Genomic DNA, 20,116 nt, shown 5'->3' with positions numbered 1-20,116 from the left:
TGGCAACACCACGCTGCCTTGACTGGGCGCGTGACCTACCGCGAACCAGCACGAACAACAGCCCAGCCTCTGGCGATCCCGTCCTCCTCGGCCGCCCGGCGCGCCCTCGGCCAGGGCGGCGCGCACTATCCTGCTCGTGGTGGCTCGGGGTGCATGAGCGCCGTGTTCGTGACCGCTGACATGTGGACGGTGGACCTGTGAGCCCAACCGCGCACCCGGGTGCCAGCCTGACCGTCGGGCCGATCAGCGACGCCGAGCACCTGGCGTTCGTGCGGACCCAGCGGTCGGCCAGCTTCCTGCAGACCCCGGCATGGGCCCGGGTCAAGACCGAGTGGCGCAGCGAGTCCCTCGGCTGGTTCGACGGCCGGCAGCTGGTCGGTGCGGGGCTCGTCCTGCACCGCCCGGTGCCGCGGCTGGAGCGCCGCACGCTGGCCTACCTGCCCGAGGGCCCGGTCATCGACTGGACCGGCGAGCTCGACACCTGGCTCGACCCGCTGGCGGCCCACCTCAGGGCACACGGCGCGTTCGCGATCCGGCTCGGGCCGCCGGTGTGGACGGACGCCTGGAGCGCCGCCCAGGTCAAGGAGGGCGTCGCCGACCCGGACGTCAGGCGGCTCACCGACCTGCCCAGCGAGCGGGTCTATCCCGTCGGCGCCCGCGTGGCCAGTCAGCTCAGGCACGCCGGCTGGCTGCCGCAGAGCCCGGAGGACGGCTTCGGGGTCGGGCATCCGCAGTTCAAGTACGAGGTTCCGCTGGCCGGCAGGACCGAGGACGAGGTGCTCAGGGGGATGAACCAGCTCTGGCGCCGCAACATCAGGAAGGCGGCCAAGGAGGGCGTCGAGGTCACGGTCGGTGCGGACCTGAAGGCGTTCCACGACCTCTACGTCCACACCGCCGAGCGCGACCACTTCACCCCCCGGCCGCTGCGCTACTTCGAGAACATGTTCGCGGCGATGAGCGCCGAGGACCCCGACCGGATCAGCCTCTACCTGGCCCGCCACCAGGGCGACCTGGTGGCCGCCAGCATCCTGGTCCGCGTCGGCGCCCACGCGGTGTACTCCTACGGCGCCTCCTCCACCGAGAAGCGCGAGGTGCGCGGCTCCAACGCCTGCCAGTGGGCGATGATCCGCGACTCGCTGGCGGCCGGCTGCGACGTCTACGACCTGCGCGGCATCACCCCGACCCTGGACGCCGACGATCCGCACGTCGGGCTGATCCAGTTCAAGGTCGGCACCGGAGGTCAGGCGGTGCGGTACGTCGGCGAATGGGACCTGCCGCTGCGGCCGATCGTCTACCGGGCCTTCGACCTCTACATGAGGCGACGCGGGCGCTGAGGCCGGATCCCGTGGTGGGCGGCTGCCCGCGGCGCGCCGGCAGCCGCCCACCACGCCGCGGAACTACGTGAGCGCGGCGGCGACCTCGTCGAGGCCCGCCCCGCGGGAGGCCTTGACGAGCACCACATCGCCGGCGGCGAGGTGGCCGTGCAGCCAGCCGACGGCCGCGTCGTTGTCGGCCAGCGCCACCGCCCGCGCTCCCGCGCCGTCGGCGAGCGGCCGGGCGGCCTCGCCGACCGCGACCACCACGTCCGCCAGGGAGGCCGCGTACGCCCCGACGGCGCGATGCTCGGCCGCGCTGTCGTCGCCGAGCTCGAGCATCTCGCCGAGGACGGCGATGCGGCGCCCGCACTCGATCGCCGCCAGCGCGTCCAGGGCGGCGCGGGTCGAGTCGGGGTTGGCGTTGTAGGAGTCGTTGAGCAGCCTCGCGCCGCCGGCGAGGTCGCGCAGCTCCATGCGCCACTTCGACAGCGAGGCGGTGGACAGCGCCGCCGCGGCCACGTCGAGGGGCACGCCGGCCGCCAGCCCCGCCGCCGCGGCGGCCGCCGCGTTGAGCGCCTGGTGGGCACCCACGAACGGCAGCGCGACGGGAGCCGAGGCGTCGGCGGTCCGCAGCGTGAAGGACGGCCGGCCGAACCGGTCCAGCGTCAGGTCGAGCGCCCGCACGTCGGGTTGTTCCGCCTGGCCGAAGGTCAGCACCGGGCCCTCGGTGAGCGAGCGCATCGTGACCACCCGGGGATCGTCGGCGTTGAGGATGGCGGTCCCGCCGGGCGCCAGTCCCCGCACCAGCTCGCCCTTGGTCCTGGTGATGGCCTCGCGGGACCCGAACTCGCCGATGTGGGCCTGGCCGACGTTGAGCACGACGCCGATGTCGGGCGCGACCAGGTCGGTGAGCTCGGCGATGTCGCCCACGTGGCTGGCTCCCATCTCGAGGACGAGGAACCGGGTGGCCGCGTCGGCGCGCAGCATGGTGAGGGGCACGCCGAGCCCGTTGTTGAGCGTGCCGATCGTGGCGATCGTCGGCGCGGCGCTCGACAGCACGGCCGCCAGCAGGTCCTTGGTGGTGGTCTTGCCCTGGGAGCCGGTCACCCCGACGACGGTCAGCCCGGCTCGCAGCCGGTCCACGACGTGGGTGGCGAGCGCCTGCAGCGCGGCCTGGGCGTCCTTGACGACGACGGTGGGCAGCGGCGTGGGCCGGGAGCCGAGCACGGCCACCGCGCCGGCCCGGCCGGCCTGGCCGGCGTAGTCGTGGCCGTCGACGCGCTCGCCGGGGAAGGCGACGAAGAGGCTGCCCGGCTCGGCCTGCCGGCCGTCGAGCACGGCCGGCGCGGTCACCGTCACGGCGCCGTCGCCCTCGACCGTCCCGCCGACGACCGCGGCGATCTCGCCGAGGCTGAGCGGGATCATGCGCGGACGGCGCGAGGGCCGTTGCACGGGAGTGGGCTGGCGAGGTGGCGGTTGACGGAGATTGGTTCGCGATAGGTCACGCCGCCAGTCAAGACGGCGCGGTGTTGCCGGCACGTATCCGGTTTTCGATATACCGACGATAACTTACCCGCAAGTAACATATCTTCGACGTATCGAAAATCGGATACATCCTGGCAACGCCACGCTGCCTTGAGTGGTGGCATGACCTACAGCGAACCAGCTCGAACGGCGGACCTCCGCGCCCCGTCGCTGACGGGAATCACGGTTTACGGATGCGGGCGGGACGAGGCCGTCCTGTTCCGGGAGCTGGCTCCTCGCTTCGACGTGACGCTGACTATCACGGAGGCCGCGGTATCCGAGGCCAATATCGAACTTGCCTCCGGAAATCGGTGCATCAGCATTGGTCATAAGACTCAGATCGCGAACTCCACGCTCCGCGCGCTCAGTCAGGCCGGCGTAGCGTACATCTCCACGAGAAGCATCGGCTACAACCATATCGATATGAGGTATGCGGAGCGCGTCGGAATCACCGTGGGGAACGTCGCCTACTCACCCGACAGCGTTGCTGACTACACGCTGATGCTGATGCTGATGGCGGTGCGAAACGCAAGATCGGTCATCAGTCGTGCGGACGTTCATGACTACCGGCTGAACGACGTGCGCGGGAGGGAGCTGCGCGATCTCACGGTCGGGATTGTGGGAACGGGACGCATCGGCGCGGCGGTGATGGACAGGCTGCGGGGTTTCGGCTGCCGAATACTGGCCTATGACAGTCGGCCCAGTACCGCTGCCGACTACGTCCCGCTCGACGAGCTGCTGCAGCGGAGCGACATGGTGACGCTCCACACGCCGCTCACCGCGGACACGTACCACCTCCTGAATCGTCGGCGCATCGAGCGGATGCGGCCCGGCGCGTTCGTTGTCAACACCGGACGCGGTCCGCTTCTCGATACCGAAGCCCTTATCTCGGCGCTGGAAAGCGGCAGGCTGGGCGGTGCGGCGTTGGACGTCCTCGAAGGCGAGGAGGGGATTTTCTACGCCGACTGCAGAAACAGGCCCGTGGAAAGCAAGTTGCTGCGGCTGCAGAAACTCCCGAACGTCCTGGTCAGTCCGCACACGGCCTACTACACGGACCATGCCCTGAGCGACACCGTCGAGAATTCCATCACCAACTGCCTTAAGTTCGAAAGCGGGAACCAGCATGGATAGACTGAAGATCGGGATCATATTCGGGGGCCGCTCGGAAGAGCATCCCATCTCCCTCAAGTCCGCGCGACGGGTCGCCGACAACCTCGACACCGACAAGTACGAGCCGTGCTATGTCGGGATCACCAGGAGCGGCGCCTGGAGGCTCTGTGACGGCCCGAGCCCGGGCTGGGAGGACGCCGGTTCCCGTCCGGCCGTGCTGTCTCCGGACAGCAGCCTGCCCGGACTGCTCGTTCTGGACCAGGGGCGGTACGAGACGATCGGCCTGGACGTCATCCTGCCCGTTCTGCACGGCAAGCTCGGCGAGGACGGCGCGATGCAGGGCTTGTTGGAGCTCTCCGGCATCCCCTATGTGGGATGCGACGTCCAGAGTTCGGCTCTGTGCATGGACAAATCGCTCGCCTATGTCGTCGCCCGAAGCGCGGGAATCGCCACGCCCAACTTCTGGACCGTCACGGCGGACGAGAGCGTCGATCCCGACCAGTTCACCTATCCGGTCTTCGTGAAGCCGGCCCGTTCCGGGTCGTCCTTCGGCGTCAGCAAGGTGTCCGGAGAGGATGAACTGGCGAGTGCGGTGGAAGTCGCGCGACAGTACGACTCGAAGGTTCTGATCGAGGAGGCCGTCGTCGGCAGCGAGGTCGGATGCGCCATCCTGGGCAACGATCCGGACCTGACCGCCGGAGAGGTGGATCGCATCGCGCTGTCACATGGCTTCTTCAAGATCCATCAGGAGAGCCAGCCCGAAAGCGGTTCCGACAACTCGACGGCCATCGTCCCCGCCGACATCTCGGCGGAGTCGCGATCGCTCGTTCAGGAGACGGCGAGGGCCGTGTACCGTGCCTTCGGATGCAGGGGACTGGCTCGGGTGGACATGTTCCTCAGGGACGACGGGGGAGTGGTCCTCAACGAGGTCAACACCTTTCCCGGTATGACCTCGTACAGCCGTTATCCGAGGATGATGGAAGCCGCCGGGGTGTCGCTCGCCGAGTCGATCGACCGGATGGTGTCCCTGGCCCTGACCGGGAAAAGTCGATGAGGGACGATTTCCTCTACGTGGACGAGGCGGTTCCCGGCATACGGTGGGACGCCAAGTACGCCACCTGGGACAACTTCACCGGTAAACCGGTGGACGGATACCTGGTGAATCGAATCGTCGGTACGCGGGCCCTGTGCGTGGCCCTGGAACGAGCGCGAGAAAAGGCCGAATCGCTCGGCTTCGGCCTGCTGCTCTGGGACGGTTACCGCCCGCAACGCGCCGTGAACCGCTTCCTGCACTGGTCGAAGCAGCCCGAGGACGGCCGGACGAAGTTGCGGCACTATCCGAACATCGACAGGGTCGAGATGTTCGAGAAGGGCTACGTGGCCGCCAAGTCAGGCCACAGCCGGGGGAGCACCGTGGACCTGACGCTCTACCATCTGGCCACCGGTGATCTTGTCCCCATGGGGGGTGACCATGACCTGATGGACGAGATCTCACACCACGGAGCGAAGGGGGCGACGCACGTGGAGGCGAGGAACCGGCAACACCTCTGCTTCATCATGGAGGACTGCGGTTTCAGCCCCTACGCGTGCGAGTGGTGGCATTACACACTCCAGGACGAGCCCTATCCCGAAACGTATTTCGATTTCCCCATCACCTAGTCGGGCCGGGTCGCGCTGACCACCCGAGCCCCGACCACCCGGCGGTCCGGCACACACCGTGCCGGGCCGCCCGTCACGCTGCCGCACGCCACACCTCCGAACGCGCCGCTCATCCGGGACGCGATCCCGCCTGCGACGCCTCACCGTCATGCAGGTGTTCCCGCCGGAACCTGGCCGGCGGTGCGCCGCACGCGGTGGTGAACGCGGTGTAGAAGCGGCTGACCGAGCCGAATCCGGACACCGAGGCCACCTGGGCGATCGGCAGGTCCGTGGTGACCAGCAGGCGGCGGGCCTCGGCCAGTCGGCACCGCGTGAGGTAGTCGCCCACCGTGGTGTGGACGACCTTGCGGAACTGGGCCATCGCGTAGCTGGGGTGCAGCTGCGCCGCCGCGGCGATGTCGGCGACGGCCAGGGGCTCACGGAAGTGCTCGGCGATATGCCGCACCATGGTGATCACCTGCCGCAGCGCGGGGGAACCTCCCACGTAGTGGCGCACCGGTTCGCCCAGCGTGCCCAGCGCGAGTCGGCGCACCCGGGCCTCGACCTCGAGCATGGCGATCCGGCGGCGCTCGGGCTTGCCGCTGGCCAGGTCCTGGGCCCACTGGGCGAAGTTGGCCGGATCGGTCGCCGTGGCGGCCGAGGGCGCGGCGACCAGTGGCGTGCCGGACAGGAGTCGACTGACGAGAGAGTCGGGCAGCCCCCAGCGCAGGAACTCCGCGAAGGGCACGTAGATCCAGTGGACGCGGGTGGCCGAGTTCGCGACGAGCTGGTGCGGCACGGCGGCCCAGAACGCGGCCACGCTGCCGGGCCCGACCTCCACCGGCACCCCGCCGAACAGGTAGAGCATCGTGCCGCCCTCGGCCACGAGGTTGATCTCCAGATCGTCGTGCTGATGGGCGGCGTCCATGAGGGTGGGCTGGCCGGCCCAGCCGGTGAGACGCGACGGCTCGACCCGGGACGGTACCTGAGGATCCAAGAAATCCTCGCTCTCATCGATGAAGACTTCGCGCTTCCCAGGCTTCTATCGTCACATGGTGGCGCACCGGTTGTCGTTGGCCGCCGGTTCCGTGTGCGATGACGCGGCGACGAGTCCGCGGTGAGGAGTGGTGACGTGTTCTCTCTGGGGATCGTCGGATGCGGGCAGTTCGCCGGGTCCTTCGCCAAGCTGTGGCGGCTGCACCCTGGTGTGGGCGACATCCTGGCCTGCGACCTGCGGCCGGAGCGGGCCGCGCGGCTCGCCTCCGACCACGACCTCGCCGGCACCCTCCCGTCGTACGAGGCCATGCTCGACTCGGACGTCGACGCGGTCGCGATCTTCACCCAGCGCTGGTCGCACGGTCCGCTCGTCGTCCAGGCGTTGCGGGCGGGCAAGCACGTCTACTCGGCCGTGCCGATGGCCGTGACCGAACAGGAGATCGGGGCCATCATCGAGGCGGTGAACGAGACCGGGCTGACGTACATGATGGGCGAGACCAGCCACTACAACCCGGCGACCGTCTACGCCCGCCAGCGGTCCGCCGAGGGCGCCTTCGGCCGGCTCTTCCACGCCGAGGGGGACTACGTCCACGACATGGATCTCGGCTTCTACGAGGCGTACCAGTACAGCGGCGGCGAGAACTGGAAGGCCACGGCCAGCTACCCGCCGCTGCTGTACCCGACCCACTCCCTCGGCGGCATCCTGGGCGCCTGGCAGACCCATGCCACGAGCGTGAGCGCGATCGGGGTCGTCGACGACCGCGGGGACGGGGTCTTCGACCGGGAGATCAGCCAGTTCGGCAACGACTTCTCCAACGCCACCGCGCTGTTCGAGGCCGCCGGCGGCGGCTCCTTCCGCATCAACGAGTTCCGCAGGGTCGGATACCCCTCCCACATACGGGAATCGCGCTTCCGGTTCTTCGGAACCGCGGGGAGCCTGGAACAGCTCGCGACGGTCAGCGTCTGGCAGGACAAGGAGGGCGTGGAAGACATCACCGACCAGCTGCGCCCCAGGCCCACCCTCTCCTCGGACGATCCCTCACTGGCCCACGTCGCCCCGGCCCTGCGTGACGCCTTCGCGTCCGGAACGGCCCCCGTCCACGACCGCTCCCGGCTGCCGAAGCAGTTCGCCCACGCCCCCAACGGTCACGAGGGCAGTCACCACTTCCTGGCGGACGACTTCGTCACGGCCGTCACCACCGGCTCCCTCCCCCCGGTCAATGCCTGGGTCGCCGCCCGCTACACCCTGCCCGGCATCGTCGCCCACCGGTCCGCCCTCCAGGGCGGCGTCCGGCTGGAGATCCCCGATTTCGGACAGGCCCCCGCCTAGCCGGACCCGGCAGACGCGCGAAGGGCCGCCCCCGCCGCATGCGGAGACAGCGTCTGACCTGCGAAAAAAGCTGGTCGGGACGGCGGGATTCGAACCCACGACCAAGGATCTCACCTGCCCGGCTCCGAGCCAGGCGGTCTCAGACTCCCAACCTCAGCCTCTTCCCTGATCCTCTGGAACATCCGGTGTGTGGCGCCACCGCCGCGACCGACGCCGCGTCGATGCCTTCGGCCGCGATCTGCCTGAGCCCGTAGACGATCGGCAGGACCGCGGCCAGCGACAGCCGCGATGCTGGCGACGTCCAGTCGCCGCGCGGCGAGGTCCGCGAATCCGCCTGGCCCGCAGAAATGCTGGCCGACTACTACGCCCAGCCGGTGCCGGCGGTGGCCTTCGCGATACAGCTCCCGGCCTGGTCACCGCAGGGTGACCAGGCCGGGAGACACGGCTTGGGTTATGGGATGTTTCGGCGCAGTTTCAGTACGGGCTCACAGGACGTTGTCCCGTATCTGCGTTACCACCATCGCGACGGCGAAGAAGCCGTAGAACCCGATGGCTACCGCCATTCCGCCGAGCCTGGCGCCGCGCAGGCGGATGGTGCTGGGCAGGTCCCTGGTGTTCAGGCGGACCAGCAGGATCGAGTAGAGCAGGGTCACCACGGACGCGGCGCAGGTGGAGACCACGAGGAGGGCGATCGGCTGGGTGAATCCCGCCAGCAGGATGAACGACCCCAGGATGATCTCGCCCCACACCACAACGAGGTAGAGCCGGGGCTCGGTCCAGAAGGCGGAGTTCGGGAGGTAGCTGCGCCGGAGGAAGTCGGCGGCCACACGGCCGATGACGTCGAGGAGTCCCATGGCGGCCGCCCACAGCGACACCGAGACGATCGCGAAGAACAGCAGCTTGAGCCACTCCCCGACGCGATCGCTGAGAATGTCACCCTGGATGTTGAGGAATTCGGGGCTGGAGTCGAGGTCGTCGCGGCCGAACAGCGTCTCGTACGCCAGCAGGCTCATGATGGTGATCGTTACGACGCAGACGAGCGAGAACATCATGAGGTGCTCGGTGTTCGCGCGCTTCCACCAGATTTTCCAGCGGGCGAGGTTGGCCTCGTCCTGCGGGAAGGCGTACCGGTCGGCGCCCGCGGCCTCCTCCCGGCCGGTGATCGGTGAGACGAGGCGGGGGACGTGGGCGCCCATCCCGTACCCCTTGTCGCGTATCCAGTTGCTCAGCACCAGGTTGTGCACGCCCCCGGCGCCGGCCGCTCCGATCGCGCTGAGCAGCATGGTGAAGGTGACGCCGTCCGGGATCTGCCCGAAACCGGTGGCTGTCTCCCTGGCTCCCTCGCCCCAGCTGGCGGCGGAGATCACGAATATCACCACGATGGCCAGGAAGAAGAGGGTGAGCCCGACCTTGACGACCTCGACCCGCTCCACCGTCCGGTAGATGACCTTCGATGCCGAGAGCAGGGCGCCGATGACGCCCAGCGCGATCACCGTCACCCAGACCGGATCACCGCCGCCGACGAGATAGGTGAACACCGTGGAGCCGCTGGTGGCCCAGCCCGGCCAGACGTACTGGAACGCGCCGGCCAGGCAGATGGCGATCCCCCAGCCCTTCCACCACCGGGAGAAGGCGGCGACGACAGTCTGACCGGTGGCCAGTGTGTAGCGCTCGATCTCCATGTTGATGACGGTCTGGACGACCAGGGTGGTCAGGGCGAGCCACAGCAGACCGAGGCCGCCGATCGAGGTGAGGTAGGGCCACAGGATGATCTCCCCCGCCGCCAGTCCGATCCCGACGGCCACGACACCGGGGCCGACCATCCGCCGCAGGGGCATCGGCTCCGGGAGGTCCCGGATCTCGGCGTCGCCGGGTTCGCCGGAACCGGGAGGTCTGACGGTCGTCGGTCCTTCGTGTGACATGTCGTTCTCCAAGCGGTGCGGTGCCCCTGGGGATGGGGGCGGGGACGGGGTCAGCGGGAGAGGAGATGCGCGACGTGCAGCGTCGCCAGGACGTAGCCGTGCGTTCCGGCGCCGACGATCAGGGCGTCGGCGACCGCGGAGATGTGGGAGTGGTGCCGGAACTCCTCGCGCCGGTGCACGTTGGTGATGTGCAGCTCGACGGTCGGCAGGGCGACGGCGGCGAGCGCATCCCGCAGTGCGACGGAGGTGTGCGTGAGGCCGGCGGGGTTGATGACGATGGCGCCGCATTCGGTGCGCGCCGCGTGAATCGCGTCGATCAGCACGCCCTCGTGGTTGCTCTGCACGAAGCGGGGGGTCAGGTCGTGTTCGGCGGCGGTCTTCGTCGCGGTCTCCTGGACCTGACTCAGCGTGGTGGACCCGTACCTGTCGGGCTCGCGCGTACCGAGCAGGTTGAGGTTGGGGCCGTTGAGGAACAGGACGGTCCGTCCAGCCTCGCTGCCGGCGGTGCGATCGCTCACGTGCGGCTCCTTCACGGGGATGTGGGCAAGTGGGTATACGGGGCGCCGGTCAGGCGGGCGTGGCCGCCTCCCGCTGGTCGAGGAGCCGGGAAAGATGGCGGAGCATCCGCTCGGTGTCGGGGGTGCGGCCGGTGATGAGCTCGAACGCCCCAGCTGCCTGGAACACGCACATGCCGGTGCCGCCCAGGGTGCGCAGGCCGCGCGCCGCCGCCTCGGACAGCAGCCGGGTCTCGGCGGGCATGTAGACCACGTCTGCGACCCACTGGTCGTCCCGTAGCAGTTCCACGGCGACCGGAGTGCCGGGGTGGCTGATCATGCCGACCGGGCTGGCGTTGACCACCCCGTCGGCCGCCGTCAGAGAAGCGCGCAGCCCGTCCGGGGCGACCGCGTCGGCGCGCTCGTCGCCGAACGCCTTCCGCAGTGCGCGGACCAGCGCCGCACTCCTGGACGGGTCGGGGTCCGCGATCGCCACATGCCCGGTTCCCGCCGCGAGCTGGGCGTGCGCGACGGCGGCTCCAGCGCCGCCCGCGCCGAGCTGGACGACACGGCGGGTCGCAGCCCCGGGGAGTCCGCGCCGGAACGATCGGGCGAATCCGGAGGCGTCCGTGTTGTGGCCGATCCGGCGCCCGTCGCGGAAGACCACGGTGTTGACGGCTCCGATCGCCCGGGCGAGGGGGGAGAGCTCGTCCAGCTCAGGGATCACCCGCTGCTTGTACGGGTGCGTGATGTTGAGCCCGGCGAGGCCCTGGGCCTCGGCGTCCCGCAGCAGCCCTCCCAACTCGTCCGGAGTGCCGGGGCGGGCGGTGTCGATCAGCTCGTAGGACACGCCCAGGCCGTGGTGCCTGCCTTCCTCCTCGTGGAGGGCCGGTGACAGTGATGTTCCTATGCCGGCACCGATGAGGCCGTACGCGCATGCTTGCATGCCGTCTGGTTCTCCCGTCATGATCCGAGGATGTGTCCCGCTGAACGGAACGTTCCTGATTCCGGTGTGGCCCGTGTCGCCGCCGTGCTCGGGGCCTTCGACGCGCTCCACGCCGAACTGGGGGTGTCGGACATCGCCCGCCGGTCCCGCCTGCCCAAGTCCACGACCTCCCGCCTCGTACGGGACCTCGTCGCGTACGGATTCCTGGAGCGCGACGGCGCGACGCTGCACATGGGCACGCGCTTGTTCGAGTACGGCGAGCTGGCCTCCCGGCACCGGAATCTCCGGGCGATAGCCCTGCCGTACATGGCCGATCTGCGCGAGGCGACCCGACAGACGGTTCATCTCGCGGTCCTGGACGGCACCGAGGTCGTGTACGTCGAGATCTTGCGCAGCAAGGGCGCTCCAAGGATGGGATCGCAGGTGGGGGGCAGGCTGCCGGCCCACGCGGCCGCGGTGGGCAAGGCCCTTCTCGCGTTCAGCCAGCCCGAGGCGGTCGACGCGGTCTGCGTGCGTGGACTGGCCGCGGTTGGCCCGCGGACGATCACGGCGCCGCAGTTGCTCAGGCGCGAACTGGAACGGATCCGCGGGGCGGGGCTCGCGTATGAGAGCGAGGAGTCCGGTCCCGGCGTGGGGTGTGTGGCGAGTGCGATCCAGGGGGCGGGCGGCCGAGCGGTCGCGGCGGTGTCCATCTCGGGCTGGAGCGGCCGGCTCAATCTGCGACGGGTGGGCCCCGCGGTACGTACGGCCGCGCTCGCCATCAGTCGCGAACTGCGGGGCCCCAGCTCCGTCCCGGACGAACGCTGAGCGGACACGGCGCATGACCTGTCCGGGCGCCGCCTGTCCTCTCATGCCGTTCCCTCCATCGCGTTCGGCCTGTGGTGTTTCACGCGTTAGCGGAGACCGACTGTCCCCCCGCGGCGCGGAGCGAGCAAGCAAGGTGATCCGCTGAGCGGGACATAATCTCGCGTCGATCATTCGTGATCATGATCCGTTCAGCGGATCACTCGGCTTGTCGGCCGGGCGGTCGCCGAACATGCTTCGAGGAGACCGTCACAGCCCGACCGAGGAGACACGGATGGACAGAGCCACGCATGGCGTGGTCGCCGAGGAACTGCTGGCGGCCCGGCGCAGCCGCGAGGCCATCCCCCCGCTCAGCCGGTCCCACCGCGGGCTGACGGTCGACGACGCCTACGCGATCCAGCTGGCGCAGGTCCGCGTCTGGACCGAGGAGGGGCAGCCCGTCCAGGGACACAAGGTGGGGCTCACCTCGGCGGCCATGCAACGCCAGCTCGGGGTTGACCAGCCCGACTACGGGCACCTGATGGGCGGCATGTTCCACCTGGAGGGGCTGCCGATCGCGCTGGACGCGTTCATCAGTCCCAAGGTCGAACCAGAGATCGCCTTCGTACTGAAGCGGCCGTTGAGCGGACCGGGGGTGAACGCCGCCCAGGCGCTCTCGGCGGTCGACTACGTCCTGCCGGCCATCGAGATCATCGACTCCCGCATCCGGGACTGGGAGATCGGCCTGGTCGACACGGTGGCGGACAACGCGTCATCGGGCGGCGTGGTGCTCGGCAGCCGCCCTGTTCCGGTCGGCGCGGTCGACCTGCGGCTGGCCGGCTGCGTGCTGAGCCGGCGCGGCATGGTGGTCGGAACCGGCGCGGGAGGTGCCGTCCTCGGTTCGCCCCTCAACGCCCTGGTGTGGCTGGCGAACACCGTGGGCCGGCTCGGCGTCACCCTGGCGGCCGGCCATGTCGTGCTGCCCGGCTCCGTCTGCGCCGCGGTGTCCGTCACCGCCGGTGACTGCGTCACCGCGACCTTCGGCGGTCTGGGCAGCGTCACCGCCCGGTTCGTCCGCGACCTGGTCCACGAACAGGAGGACGCATGACCCCCCGAACGACCGCCACCGCCGCCATCGTCGGACCGGGCAACATCGGCACCGACCTGATGGTCAAGCTGCTGAGCAACGAGCACATCGACGTCACCTACATGGTCGGGGTGGACCCCGGTTCGGACGGCCTGGCCCGGGCGGCCGGTGCGGGGCTGGAAACGAGCGCCGGAGGCGTGGACTGGCTCCTGGCCCGACCACACCTGCCAGACCTGGTGTTCGAGGCCACCTCCGCCAGGGCACATCTGGCGAACGCCCCCCGCTATGCGGAGGCCGGGATCACGGCCATCGACCTGACCCCCGCCGCGACCGGACCCTTCGTCTGCCCCGTGGTGAACCTGACCGAGCACGCGGCGGCCCGGAACGTCAACATGATCACCTGTGGCGGGCAGGCCACCATCCCGGTCGTCGCGGCCGTGTCCCGGGTCGTACCCGTCGCGTACGCCGAGATCGTCGCCTCGATCGCGTCCCGGTCCGCCGGGCCCGGCACCCGCGCCAACATCGACGAGTTCACCGAGACCACCGCACACGCGATCGAGGCTGTGGGCGGCGCCGAGCGCGGCAAGGCGGTCATCATCCTGAACCCGGTGGACCCCCCGATGATCATGCGCGACACGGTCTACTGCGCCATCCCGGCGGACGCCGACCGCGACGCGATCACCGCGTCCATCCACCAGACGGTCGCTGAGGTGCAGGTCTACGTTCCCGGTTACACGCTGCGCGCCGAGCCGCAGTACGACGACCCGCGCCCCGGCTGGCAGGGACGGGCCAGGGTGGCGGTCTTCCTGGAGGTGCGCGGCAACGGCGACTACCTGCCGCCGTGGGCAGGCAACCTCGACATCATGACCGCCGCCGCCGTCCGCGTCGGCGAGCTGATCACGCTGCGACAGGGAGCCATGACGCCATGAGTGAGACCACACCGGCGGTGCGCATCACCGACACCACCCTGCGCGACGGAAGCCACGCGGTGGCCCACCAGTTCACGGTCGAACAGGTGCGGACCGTGACCCGTGCCCTCGACGACGCGGGAGTGCGGGTCATCGAGGTCACCCATGGCGACGGCCTCGCCGGGTCGTCCTTCAACTACGGCTTCTCACACACCGACGAGATCGAACTGGTCGAGGCGGCGGTGGACGAGGCCCGTGACGCGCGTATCGCTGTCCTGCTGCTCCCCGGCCTGGGCACGGTCGCTGACCTGTACCGTGCCCGGGACGCGGGGGCCGAGATCGTACGGGTGGCGACCCACGCCACCGAGGCCGACGTCTCCGTGCAGCACTTCCAGGCCGCCCGCCAGCTGGGCCTGGAGACGGTTGGTTTCCTGATGCTCTCGCACCGGATCGGGCCCGAGGCGTTGGCAGGGCAGGCCAGGATCATGGCCGACGCCGGGTGCCAGTGCGTGTACGTGGTCGACTCCGCGGGATGGCTGCTGCCCACCGACGTGACCGACCGCGTGTTGGCCCTGGGCGCCGAGCTCGGCGCGGACGCGGAGGTCGGCTTCCACGGCCACCAGAACCTCTCGCTCGGCATCGCCAACTCGATCGCCGCCTACCAGGCCGGGGCCCGCCAGATCGACGGCAGCCTGTGCGCGCTCGGCGCCGGGGCGGGCAACGCGCCGACGGAGCTGCTGGCCACCGTCTTCGACCGGCTGGCGATCCCCACGGGCCTGGACGTGGACGGCATACTGCGCGCCGCGGACGAGGTCCTCACTCCGCTGGTGCCGCGACTGCCCGTCGCGGATCGTCCGGCCATCGAGCAGGGGCGGTACGGCGTCTACTCCTCGTTCCTGCTCCACGCGCAGAGCGCCGCCGAGCGTTACGGCGTCCCCGCGCACGCCATCCTGCGCGCGGTCGGCGAAGCCGGATACGTCGGAGGCCAGGAAGACATGATCATCGATGTGGCGATCGACCTGTCGTCGCGCGCCACGGTCCCTGCCACGGCCCTGGAAGGTGTGCGCCAATGACAGGTCCGACTGACTGGACCATCGACCGCGCGGTGACCGAGCTGCTGAGCCGGGAGACGGACCGCCGGGACGGTGGCCGGATCACCGACGCGTGGCCTGGCCTTGACCTGGCCACCGCTTACCAGGTGCAGGACGCGCTGCTGCGGGGCAAGCTCGAGTCCGGGGAGCGGCTCGTCGGCGTCAAACTCGGTCTCACCTCCCGCGCCAAGCAGCAGCGGATGGGCATCGACTCCCCGCTCACCGCCTGGCTCACCGACGCGATGGTGCTTCCGGAAAGCACACCGGTGCCGATGGGTGAGCTCATCCACCCGCGCGCCGAGCCGGAGATCGTCTTCGTCATGGGCGAGCGGCTGGCCGGTCCCGGCGTGACCGCGGCGACCGCGCTTGCCGCCGTCAGCAGCGTGCACCCCGGCTTCGAGATCATCGACAGCCGCTACACCGACTTCGCCTTCACCCTCCCCGATGTGGTCGCCGACAACGCCTCCTCCGCCCGCTTCGTCGTCGGCGGCAACGGCCTGCCGGCACAGGGGCTCGACCTCGCACTGGAGGCATGCCTGCTCGGCATCGACGGCGAGATCACCCACTCCGCGACCGGCGCCGCCGTACAGGGCCACCCCGCCGAGGCGCTCGCGCTGGCGGCGAACTCCCTCGGGGCGCGCGGCCTCGCCATCGAGCCTGGCTGGATTGTGCTCACCGGTGGCCTCACCGACGCAGTCTTCGTCGAGCCCGGACGGGAGATCAGCGCCGAGTTCACCCACCTCGGCACGCTGCGCATGACAGGAGCCTGAAGATGCCACTCGTCGAGATCAGCGTCATCGCCGGACGCCCCCCGGAGAAGATCCGCGACCTCATCCACCGGGTGCACGCCGCCGTACGGGATTCCCTGAACGCCCCCGACACGGCCATCCGTGTCCTCGTACGCGAAATCCCACCGGAGCACTGGGCGGTGGGGGACGTCACCAAAGCCGAACAGGAGGCATCCCATGACTGACCGACCGGAGAGCCCCGAGGACTACCGCGCGACCTACGAGCGGATGCTGGGCTTCGTCCCCCCACGGGTGGCCGCCCGGTTCGAGGCGTCGGGAAAGACCGATCCGGAACTCCTGCTCGCGCACGAGCGCCTGCGCAATATGATCATGTATCCGGAGGCGCTGGACCAGAAGACCGTCCAGCTCGTGCTCTTCGGCATCCTGCACGCCAAACTCAGCGACGCCGCCAAGCTGCACGGTCTCGCCGCACTACGAGCCGGTGCCAGCTGGGACGAACTGCGCGCCGTCATCGACCTGGCGTTCCTGTTCACCGGATTCTCCGCGATCAATCGCGGCCCCCAGGTGCTCGCCGACATCGCCGAGCTGGCGGAGAAGGCGAAAGAAGGCGAGAAGCGGTGACAACGACTGAGCCGCTCTACGAGCTCGCCCACCTCGGCCACGCCGAGCTGCTGACCCCCGTGTACGACCAGAGCCTGACCTTCTTCACCGAGGTCTACGGCCTGCACCTGGTGCACGAGTCCGGCGGCAGCGCCTATCTGCGCGCATGGGGCGACCACGACCTGACGACCCTGAAACTGACCGCGGCCGACCGCGCCGGACTCGGTCATGTCGCCTGGCGCGCGGTGAGCCCGCAGGCCCTGACACGCCGGGTCGCGGCCCTGGAGGAACGCGGCGTCGACGGGGAGTGGACCGACGGGGACTTCGGGCACGGCAGGGCGTACTCCTTCATCGCCCCGAGCGGCCAGCGCATGGAGCTCTACTACGAGTCCGAGAAGTACCGCGCTCCCGAGGCCAAGGCGTCATACCTGCCCAATCAGCCCCAGTCCTCTGTCTCCGCCGGTGTCGGCGCGGCGCGGATCGACCACATCAACGTCCTGACGCAGGACGTGCCCGCCACGCGTGGGTTCATGTGCGAGACGCTGGGCTTCAAGCTTCGCGAACACCTGATCCCACCCGGCCGGCCCGAGGCGGGCGCCTGGCTCAGCCTGATGAACAAGGCCCACGACCTCGCCATCACCCGCGAGCCCGTTCCCGGGGTCACCGGGCGGTTGCACCACCTCGCGTACGCGGTCGAGAACCGCGAGGACGTGCTCCGCGCCGCCGACATCTTCTGCGAGCTGGACACTGAGATCGAGTTCGGCCCAGCCAAGCACTCGCGCACCCAGGGCTTCTTCCTCTACGTCCTGGAACCAGGCGGCAACCGCATCGAGGTGTTCTCCGGCGGCTTCCACATCTTCGCCCCCGACTGGGAACCGGTCACCTGGACCACCGAGGGCCGGGGTCGCTCCACCGCTTGGGGCCTCGACGTGCCCGACAGCTTCCACTCCCACGCCACCCCGACCCTGCCATGACTCCCACACTCCCCGAACTCACCGCGAGCTTCGTGACCCTCTCCGGCGCCGGTTTCGCTCAGCCGGCCCGCGTGCCGTTCGCCGAGCGTTGCCGCGCGGCGGCCGCCGCCGGCTTCACGGGTATCGGCCTGCACATCGACGACTATCAGCGGATCCGAGCAGCCGGAACGAGCGACGAGTCCGTACGCACGCTGCTCGACACGCATGGACTGGCCCTGCGCGAAATCGAGTTCCTCGGCGGCTGGGCCACGGCGGACCCCGAAGGCGGTCACCTCGCCACCGTCGACGCGCTCGGCCACGCCTTCCGCCCCCATCACGTCACAGCGGGCGAGTTCGCCGGCGACGAACTCGACATCACCGCCGCGGGCGCCCGGCTTCGTGCGATCTGTGACGCCGTCGTCGAACACGGTCTGCACGTCGCGGTTGAGGCGTTCCCCTGGTCCGGCCTGAAGGACGTGGCCACCGCGCGCGCGGTGCTGGAGGCGTCGGGTGCCCCCAATGCCGGACTGATGATCGACGTCTGGCACTTCTACAACAGTCGCTCCACCCTCGCCGACCTCACCGGCCTGCCCCCGGACCGCATCACGGCCGTCCAACTCAACGACGGCCGCATCGTGCATGACGACTTCCTCGCCGAGGCACGACGCGGCCGCCTGTTGCCGGGCGACGGCGAACTGGACCTCAGGGGCCTGCTGCTGGGCCTGCACGAACGCGGCTTCCGCGGCCCCTACTGCGTCGAGGTCAACTACCCCGGCTACCGGGACCTCCCCGTCGACGAGATGGCCACCCAGGCGTTCATGAAGGCATCAGCCGCCCTGGGGGTGCTTCCCACGCACTGAGTCCACCTGGTCCACCGGACACCCGCGGCCCGCTCTCGACGCGGGGTCACCGCGTATTCCGGAACACCGCGGTAGTACCTGCTCGCGCACCGGTTCCCTCGGCAACCAGGGAGCGCCTGTCCTCTCCGGCGGCGGCTAGATCTAGGGGAGTACGTGAGCCAAGTAACCAGTGAGCAGCACCATCGCCAGCCGGACGGGGGACCTGTCCCCGGGTGGTGGACACCTCTGAGCCCGGCCCCGGTGGGGCCGGGGAGGAGGGGCCCTTCATGGCGATGAAGGTCTCCTCGTGGTCCGCGCAGCAGGGGGTCAGGTTCGGGACCTCGAAAGGACGCGCACAGCTCACGGCGCAGCGCCCCGCGGCCTTGGATGAAGAGCGCCTGGTAAATGGCCTCGTGGGAGATGCGCATCGTCTCGTCCTCGGGAAAGTCGATCGGCAGCCGGTTGGCGAACTGCTCCGGGCTCCACGCCGTGGCCCAGCGGCGGTCCTTGCGCCGGCCGTGTCGCCGCCCGATCCAGACCGTCGCAGGGCCCGGCACCGCGACGCCGTCCGGCACGGCGACCGTGCCTTCCAATCGGTCTTGAACGTACTGGCGCAGCTGCTCGTTGGCGGCCAGCTTCGCGGTCTTGGGCCGCTTGGTGCGCTTCTCGGCCTGCCATTGGGCGACCGACGCTCGGTAGGCCAGACTGCCGGCGCGGGTGGCGGCGTTGCGCCGCAACTCACGCGAAATCGTCGACGGGGATCGGCCCAACTGCCGAGCGACAGCGCACACTCCCTCGCCCGCCGCCTTCAGCAAAGCGACCTCCTCACGCTCGGCGAACGACAGGTAGCGGCCCGAAGGAGGATCGAGGCTCATCGGTGGCATCCGCCAGCCAAACGGAACCATCGCGTCCCGACCGGCTGCGACACACCGCATGCGAGGCCGGCATCCTCGCTGGATAGCCCCTCGGCGATCCTCCACCAGAAGCGGCGCTGATCCTCCAAGGTGCTGGCCGGAGGTCGCCCCGGTGACCGCAACGGAGCGCGCCCGCCCGCCCGGGCGGCCTCCAGATTCCTCTTCGCCTGCCCTCGCACCACAACCTCCTCCCAGTTCCGTGAGGTGTTGCGACGATCAATTGAATCCGCCCAGTACACCAGCCGGGCCTTCACCGACGCCTGCCGCCAAGCCGGCGTCCACCAGTCCATGAGCGCGATCGGCTCCAGCGCGGACAACGCGCTCGCCGAGTCCTTCAACGCGACGTTCAAACGCGAGACGCTCCAGGGCCGCACGACCTGGCAGCGAGCGCGAGGCCCGCCTCGACGCGTTCCGCTGGCTGAACCGCTACACACCCAACGCCGTCACTCCCACCTCGGGCAGCGCAGCCCGATCGCCTACGAGACAGCGTCCGAAACAACATCACCTACGCTGGCACCAGCCGCATAACCCGTGTCCAGGATTCGGGGTCAAGGCCCCTGCCACGTCCACACCACCGATTACCCCTGACGCGTTCCCCGCCCAACGAGAGCCAAGGGGCAACCCAGGACACAGTGCGGCATCCGAAACGGGTGACTACCGACCCCTACGGTTGACAACCGCCCCCAAGGCCAACGGGCGGCTACCGATCATGACCGGACGGAGTGAAGCTCGGCGTCACTGTGGTTGACGTCTTGGGAGCATGGGAGCACGAGGGCTCCCATGCTCCCATGGGAGCATGCGCACATACGAAAGGCCGCCCCCGCGAAACGCGGAGACAGCCTCTGACCTGCGAAGATGCTGGTCGGGACGGCGGGATTTGAACCCACGACCCCCTGACCCCCAGTCAGGTGCGCTA

The 20,116-nt window shown here is 69.7% G+C and carries 19 protein-coding genes and 2 pseudogenes; 15 read left to right on the top strand and 6 right to left on the bottom strand.

The features are described from left to right. The first annotated feature begins 197 nt into the window (after positions 1–197). A complete protein-coding gene (locus tag ABGB06_RS14755; protein ID WP_347589247.1) occupies positions 198–1,334 on the top strand; it encodes a peptidoglycan bridge formation glycyltransferase FemA/FemB family protein in 1,137 nt (378 codons plus the stop codon). A gap of 63 nt (positions 1,335–1,397) precedes the next feature. Here ABGB06_RS14755 and murF read toward each other — a convergent pair whose 3' ends face one another. Beyond that, positions 1,398–2,741 (bottom strand): UDP-N-acetylmuramoyl-tripeptide--D-alanyl-D-alanine ligase, encoded by a 1,344-nt coding sequence (murF, locus tag ABGB06_RS14750; protein ID WP_347589245.1) that lies wholly within the window; start codon positions 2,739–2,741, stop codon positions 1,398–1,400. Between the two features lie 222 nt (positions 2,742–2,963). Between murF and vanH the strand changes: the two genes are divergently transcribed. Genes vanH through vanX form a run of 3 tightly spaced genes read left to right on the top strand, consistent with a single transcriptional unit; the run spans position 2,964 to position 5,609 of the window. After that, complete coding sequence (vanH, locus tag ABGB06_RS14745) at positions 2,964–3,971, top strand: D-lactate dehydrogenase VanH (RefSeq protein WP_347589243.1); 1,008 nt, start codon at positions 2,964–2,966, stop codon at positions 3,969–3,971. Then, entirely contained in the window at positions 3,964–5,004 is a 1,041-nt protein-coding gene (gene vanA / locus ABGB06_RS14740; RefSeq protein WP_347589241.1) for a D-alanine--(R)-lactate ligase, read from the top strand. Before vanH ends, vanA begins: the two co-directional genes overlap by 8 nt. Next, positions 5,001–5,609: a D-Ala-D-Ala dipeptidase VanX gene (vanX, locus tag ABGB06_RS14735; RefSeq protein ID WP_347589239.1), complete on the top strand. Its 609-nt coding sequence runs from the start codon at positions 5,001–5,003 to the stop codon at positions 5,607–5,609. The genes vanA and vanX overlap by 4 nt, the downstream gene beginning before the upstream one ends. 109 nt (positions 5,610–5,718) lie before the next feature. Here vanX and ABGB06_RS14730 read toward each other — a convergent pair whose 3' ends face one another. Next, positions 5,719–6,585 carry a helix-turn-helix domain-containing protein gene (locus ABGB06_RS14730; protein ID WP_347589237.1) on the bottom strand — a complete coding sequence of 289 codons (867 nt, stop codon included), beginning with the start codon at positions 6,583–6,585 and terminating at the stop codon, positions 5,719–5,721. 135 nt (positions 6,586–6,720) lie between these two features. On the opposite strand from ABGB06_RS14730, the gene ABGB06_RS14725 reads away from it, so the two are divergent. After that, positions 6,721–7,914: a Gfo/Idh/MocA family oxidoreductase gene (locus ABGB06_RS14725; protein WP_347589235.1), complete on the top strand. Its 1,194-nt coding sequence runs from the start codon at positions 6,721–6,723 to the stop codon at positions 7,912–7,914. 485 nt (positions 7,915–8,399) lie between these two features. On the opposite strand, the gene ABGB06_RS14720 is transcribed toward ABGB06_RS14725, so the two are convergent. The 3 genes from ABGB06_RS14720 to ABGB06_RS14710 are packed head-to-tail and all read right to left on the bottom strand — an operon-like array spanning position 8,400 to position 11,276. Then, entirely contained in the window at positions 8,400–9,836 is a 1,437-nt protein-coding gene (locus ABGB06_RS14720) for an Nramp family divalent metal transporter (protein ID WP_347589233.1), read from the bottom strand. 50 nt (positions 9,837–9,886) lie between these two features. Then, the gene (gene aroQ, locus ABGB06_RS14715) at positions 9,887–10,354 is read right to left on the bottom strand and encodes a type II 3-dehydroquinate dehydratase (RefSeq protein ID WP_347589231.1); all 468 of its coding nucleotides are present in this window, start codon (positions 10,352–10,354) and stop codon (positions 9,887–9,889) included. Positions 10,355–10,403: 49 nt separating this feature from the next. Then, positions 10,404–11,276: a shikimate dehydrogenase gene (locus tag ABGB06_RS14710; RefSeq protein ID WP_347589826.1), complete on the bottom strand. Its 873-nt coding sequence runs from the start codon at positions 11,274–11,276 to the stop codon at positions 10,404–10,406. Between the two features lie 66 nt (positions 11,277–11,342). Here ABGB06_RS14710 and ABGB06_RS14705 point away from each other — a divergent pair, with 66 nt between their 5' ends. From ABGB06_RS14705 to ABGB06_RS14665, 9 genes are all read left to right on the top strand, one after another. Further along, the gene (locus ABGB06_RS14705) at positions 11,343–12,083 is read left to right on the top strand and encodes an IclR family transcriptional regulator (RefSeq protein WP_347589229.1); all 741 of its coding nucleotides are present in this window, start codon (positions 11,343–11,345) and stop codon (positions 12,081–12,083) included. A 271-nt stretch (positions 12,084–12,354) separates the two neighbouring features. After that, entirely contained in the window at positions 12,355–13,167 is an 813-nt protein-coding gene (locus ABGB06_RS14700; protein ID WP_347589227.1) for a 2-keto-4-pentenoate hydratase, read from the top strand. Next, positions 13,164–14,075 (top strand): acetaldehyde dehydrogenase (acetylating), encoded by a 912-nt coding sequence (locus ABGB06_RS14695; protein ID WP_347589225.1) that lies wholly within the window; start codon positions 13,164–13,166, stop codon positions 14,073–14,075. Before ABGB06_RS14700 ends, ABGB06_RS14695 begins: the two co-directional genes overlap by 4 nt. After that, a complete protein-coding gene (dmpG, locus tag ABGB06_RS14690; RefSeq protein WP_347589223.1) occupies positions 14,072–15,127 on the top strand; it encodes a 4-hydroxy-2-oxovalerate aldolase in 1,056 nt (351 codons plus the stop codon). The genes ABGB06_RS14695 and dmpG overlap by 4 nt, the downstream gene beginning before the upstream one ends. Next, entirely contained in the window at positions 15,124–15,915 is a 792-nt protein-coding gene (locus ABGB06_RS14685) for a fumarylacetoacetate hydrolase family protein (protein WP_347589221.1), read from the top strand. Before dmpG ends, ABGB06_RS14685 begins: the two co-directional genes overlap by 4 nt. 2 nt (positions 15,916–15,917) lie before the next feature. After that, the gene (locus ABGB06_RS14680) at positions 15,918–16,118 is read left to right on the top strand and encodes a tautomerase family protein (protein ID WP_347589219.1); all 201 of its coding nucleotides are present in this window, start codon (positions 15,918–15,920) and stop codon (positions 16,116–16,118) included. After that, positions 16,111–16,515: a carboxymuconolactone decarboxylase family protein gene (locus tag ABGB06_RS14675; RefSeq protein WP_347589217.1), complete on the top strand. Its 405-nt coding sequence runs from the start codon at positions 16,111–16,113 to the stop codon at positions 16,513–16,515. The genes ABGB06_RS14680 and ABGB06_RS14675 overlap by 8 nt, the downstream gene beginning before the upstream one ends. Continuing rightward, complete coding sequence (locus ABGB06_RS14670; RefSeq protein ID WP_347589215.1) at positions 16,512–17,468, top strand: VOC family protein; 957 nt, start codon at positions 16,512–16,514, stop codon at positions 17,466–17,468. Before ABGB06_RS14675 ends, ABGB06_RS14670 begins: the two co-directional genes overlap by 4 nt. After that, positions 17,465–18,307, top strand: a complete 843-nt coding sequence (locus ABGB06_RS14665) for a TIM barrel protein (RefSeq protein ID WP_347589213.1) — start codon at positions 17,465–17,467, stop codon at positions 18,305–18,307. Before ABGB06_RS14670 ends, ABGB06_RS14665 begins: the two co-directional genes overlap by 4 nt. Positions 18,308–18,636: 329 nt before the next feature. Here the strand turns inward: ABGB06_RS14665 and ABGB06_RS14660 are convergent. Further along, a pseudogene (locus ABGB06_RS14660) lies at positions 18,637–19,355 on the bottom strand (helix-turn-helix domain-containing protein); the annotation flags it as partial. 73 nt (positions 19,356–19,428) lie between these two features. On the opposite strand from ABGB06_RS14660, the pseudogene ABGB06_RS14655 reads away from it, so the two are divergent. Continuing rightward, positions 19,429–19,728, top strand: a pseudogene (locus ABGB06_RS14655) (integrase core domain-containing protein); the annotation flags it as partial. Positions 19,729–20,116 lie beyond the last annotated feature (388 nt).

Source organism: Streptomyces sp. B6B3, assembly GCF_039871525.1.
Taxonomy (GTDB): domain Bacteria; phylum Actinomycetota; class Actinomycetes; order Streptomycetales; family Streptomycetaceae; genus Streptomyces.
Note: the sequence above shows the minus strand (reverse complement) of the source record. Positions and strands in the feature narration are given on the sequence as shown.

What these genes read in the sequence shown, in the direction of transcription:
- murF (WP_347589245.1), bottom strand. Translation starts at nt 2,741, where the DNA reads ATGATCCCGCTCAGCCTCGGCGAGATCGCCGCGGTCGTCGGCGGGACG.
- vanH (WP_347589243.1), top strand. Translation starts at nt 2,964, where the DNA reads ATGACCTACAGCGAACCAGCTCGAACGGCGGACCTCCGCGCCCCGTCG.
- vanA (WP_347589241.1), top strand. Translation starts at nt 3,964, where the DNA reads ATGGATAGACTGAAGATCGGGATCATATTCGGGGGCCGCTCGGAAGAG.
- vanX (WP_347589239.1), top strand. Translation starts at nt 5,001, where the DNA reads ATGAGGGACGATTTCCTCTACGTGGACGAGGCGGTTCCCGGCATACGG.
- ABGB06_RS14720 (WP_347589233.1), bottom strand. Translation starts at nt 9,836, where the DNA reads ATGTCACACGAAGGACCGACGACCGTCAGACCTCCCGGTTCCGGCGAA.
- ABGB06_RS14710 (WP_347589826.1), bottom strand. Translation starts at nt 11,276, where the DNA reads ATGCAAGCATGCGCGTACGGCCTCATCGGTGCCGGCATAGGAACATCA.
- ABGB06_RS14700 (WP_347589227.1), top strand. Translation starts at nt 12,355, where the DNA reads ATGGACAGAGCCACGCATGGCGTGGTCGCCGAGGAACTGCTGGCGGCC.
- ABGB06_RS14695 (WP_347589225.1), top strand. Translation starts at nt 13,164, where the DNA reads ATGACCCCCCGAACGACCGCCACCGCCGCCATCGTCGGACCGGGCAAC.
- dmpG (WP_347589223.1), top strand. Translation starts at nt 14,072, where the DNA reads ATGAGTGAGACCACACCGGCGGTGCGCATCACCGACACCACCCTGCGC.
- ABGB06_RS14685 (WP_347589221.1), top strand. Translation starts at nt 15,124, where the DNA reads ATGACAGGTCCGACTGACTGGACCATCGACCGCGCGGTGACCGAGCTG.
- ABGB06_RS14680 (WP_347589219.1), top strand. Translation starts at nt 15,918, where the DNA reads ATGCCACTCGTCGAGATCAGCGTCATCGCCGGACGCCCCCCGGAGAAG.
- ABGB06_RS14675 (WP_347589217.1), top strand. Translation starts at nt 16,111, where the DNA reads ATGACTGACCGACCGGAGAGCCCCGAGGACTACCGCGCGACCTACGAG.
- ABGB06_RS14665 (WP_347589213.1), top strand. Translation starts at nt 17,465, where the DNA reads ATGACTCCCACACTCCCCGAACTCACCGCGAGCTTCGTGACCCTCTCC.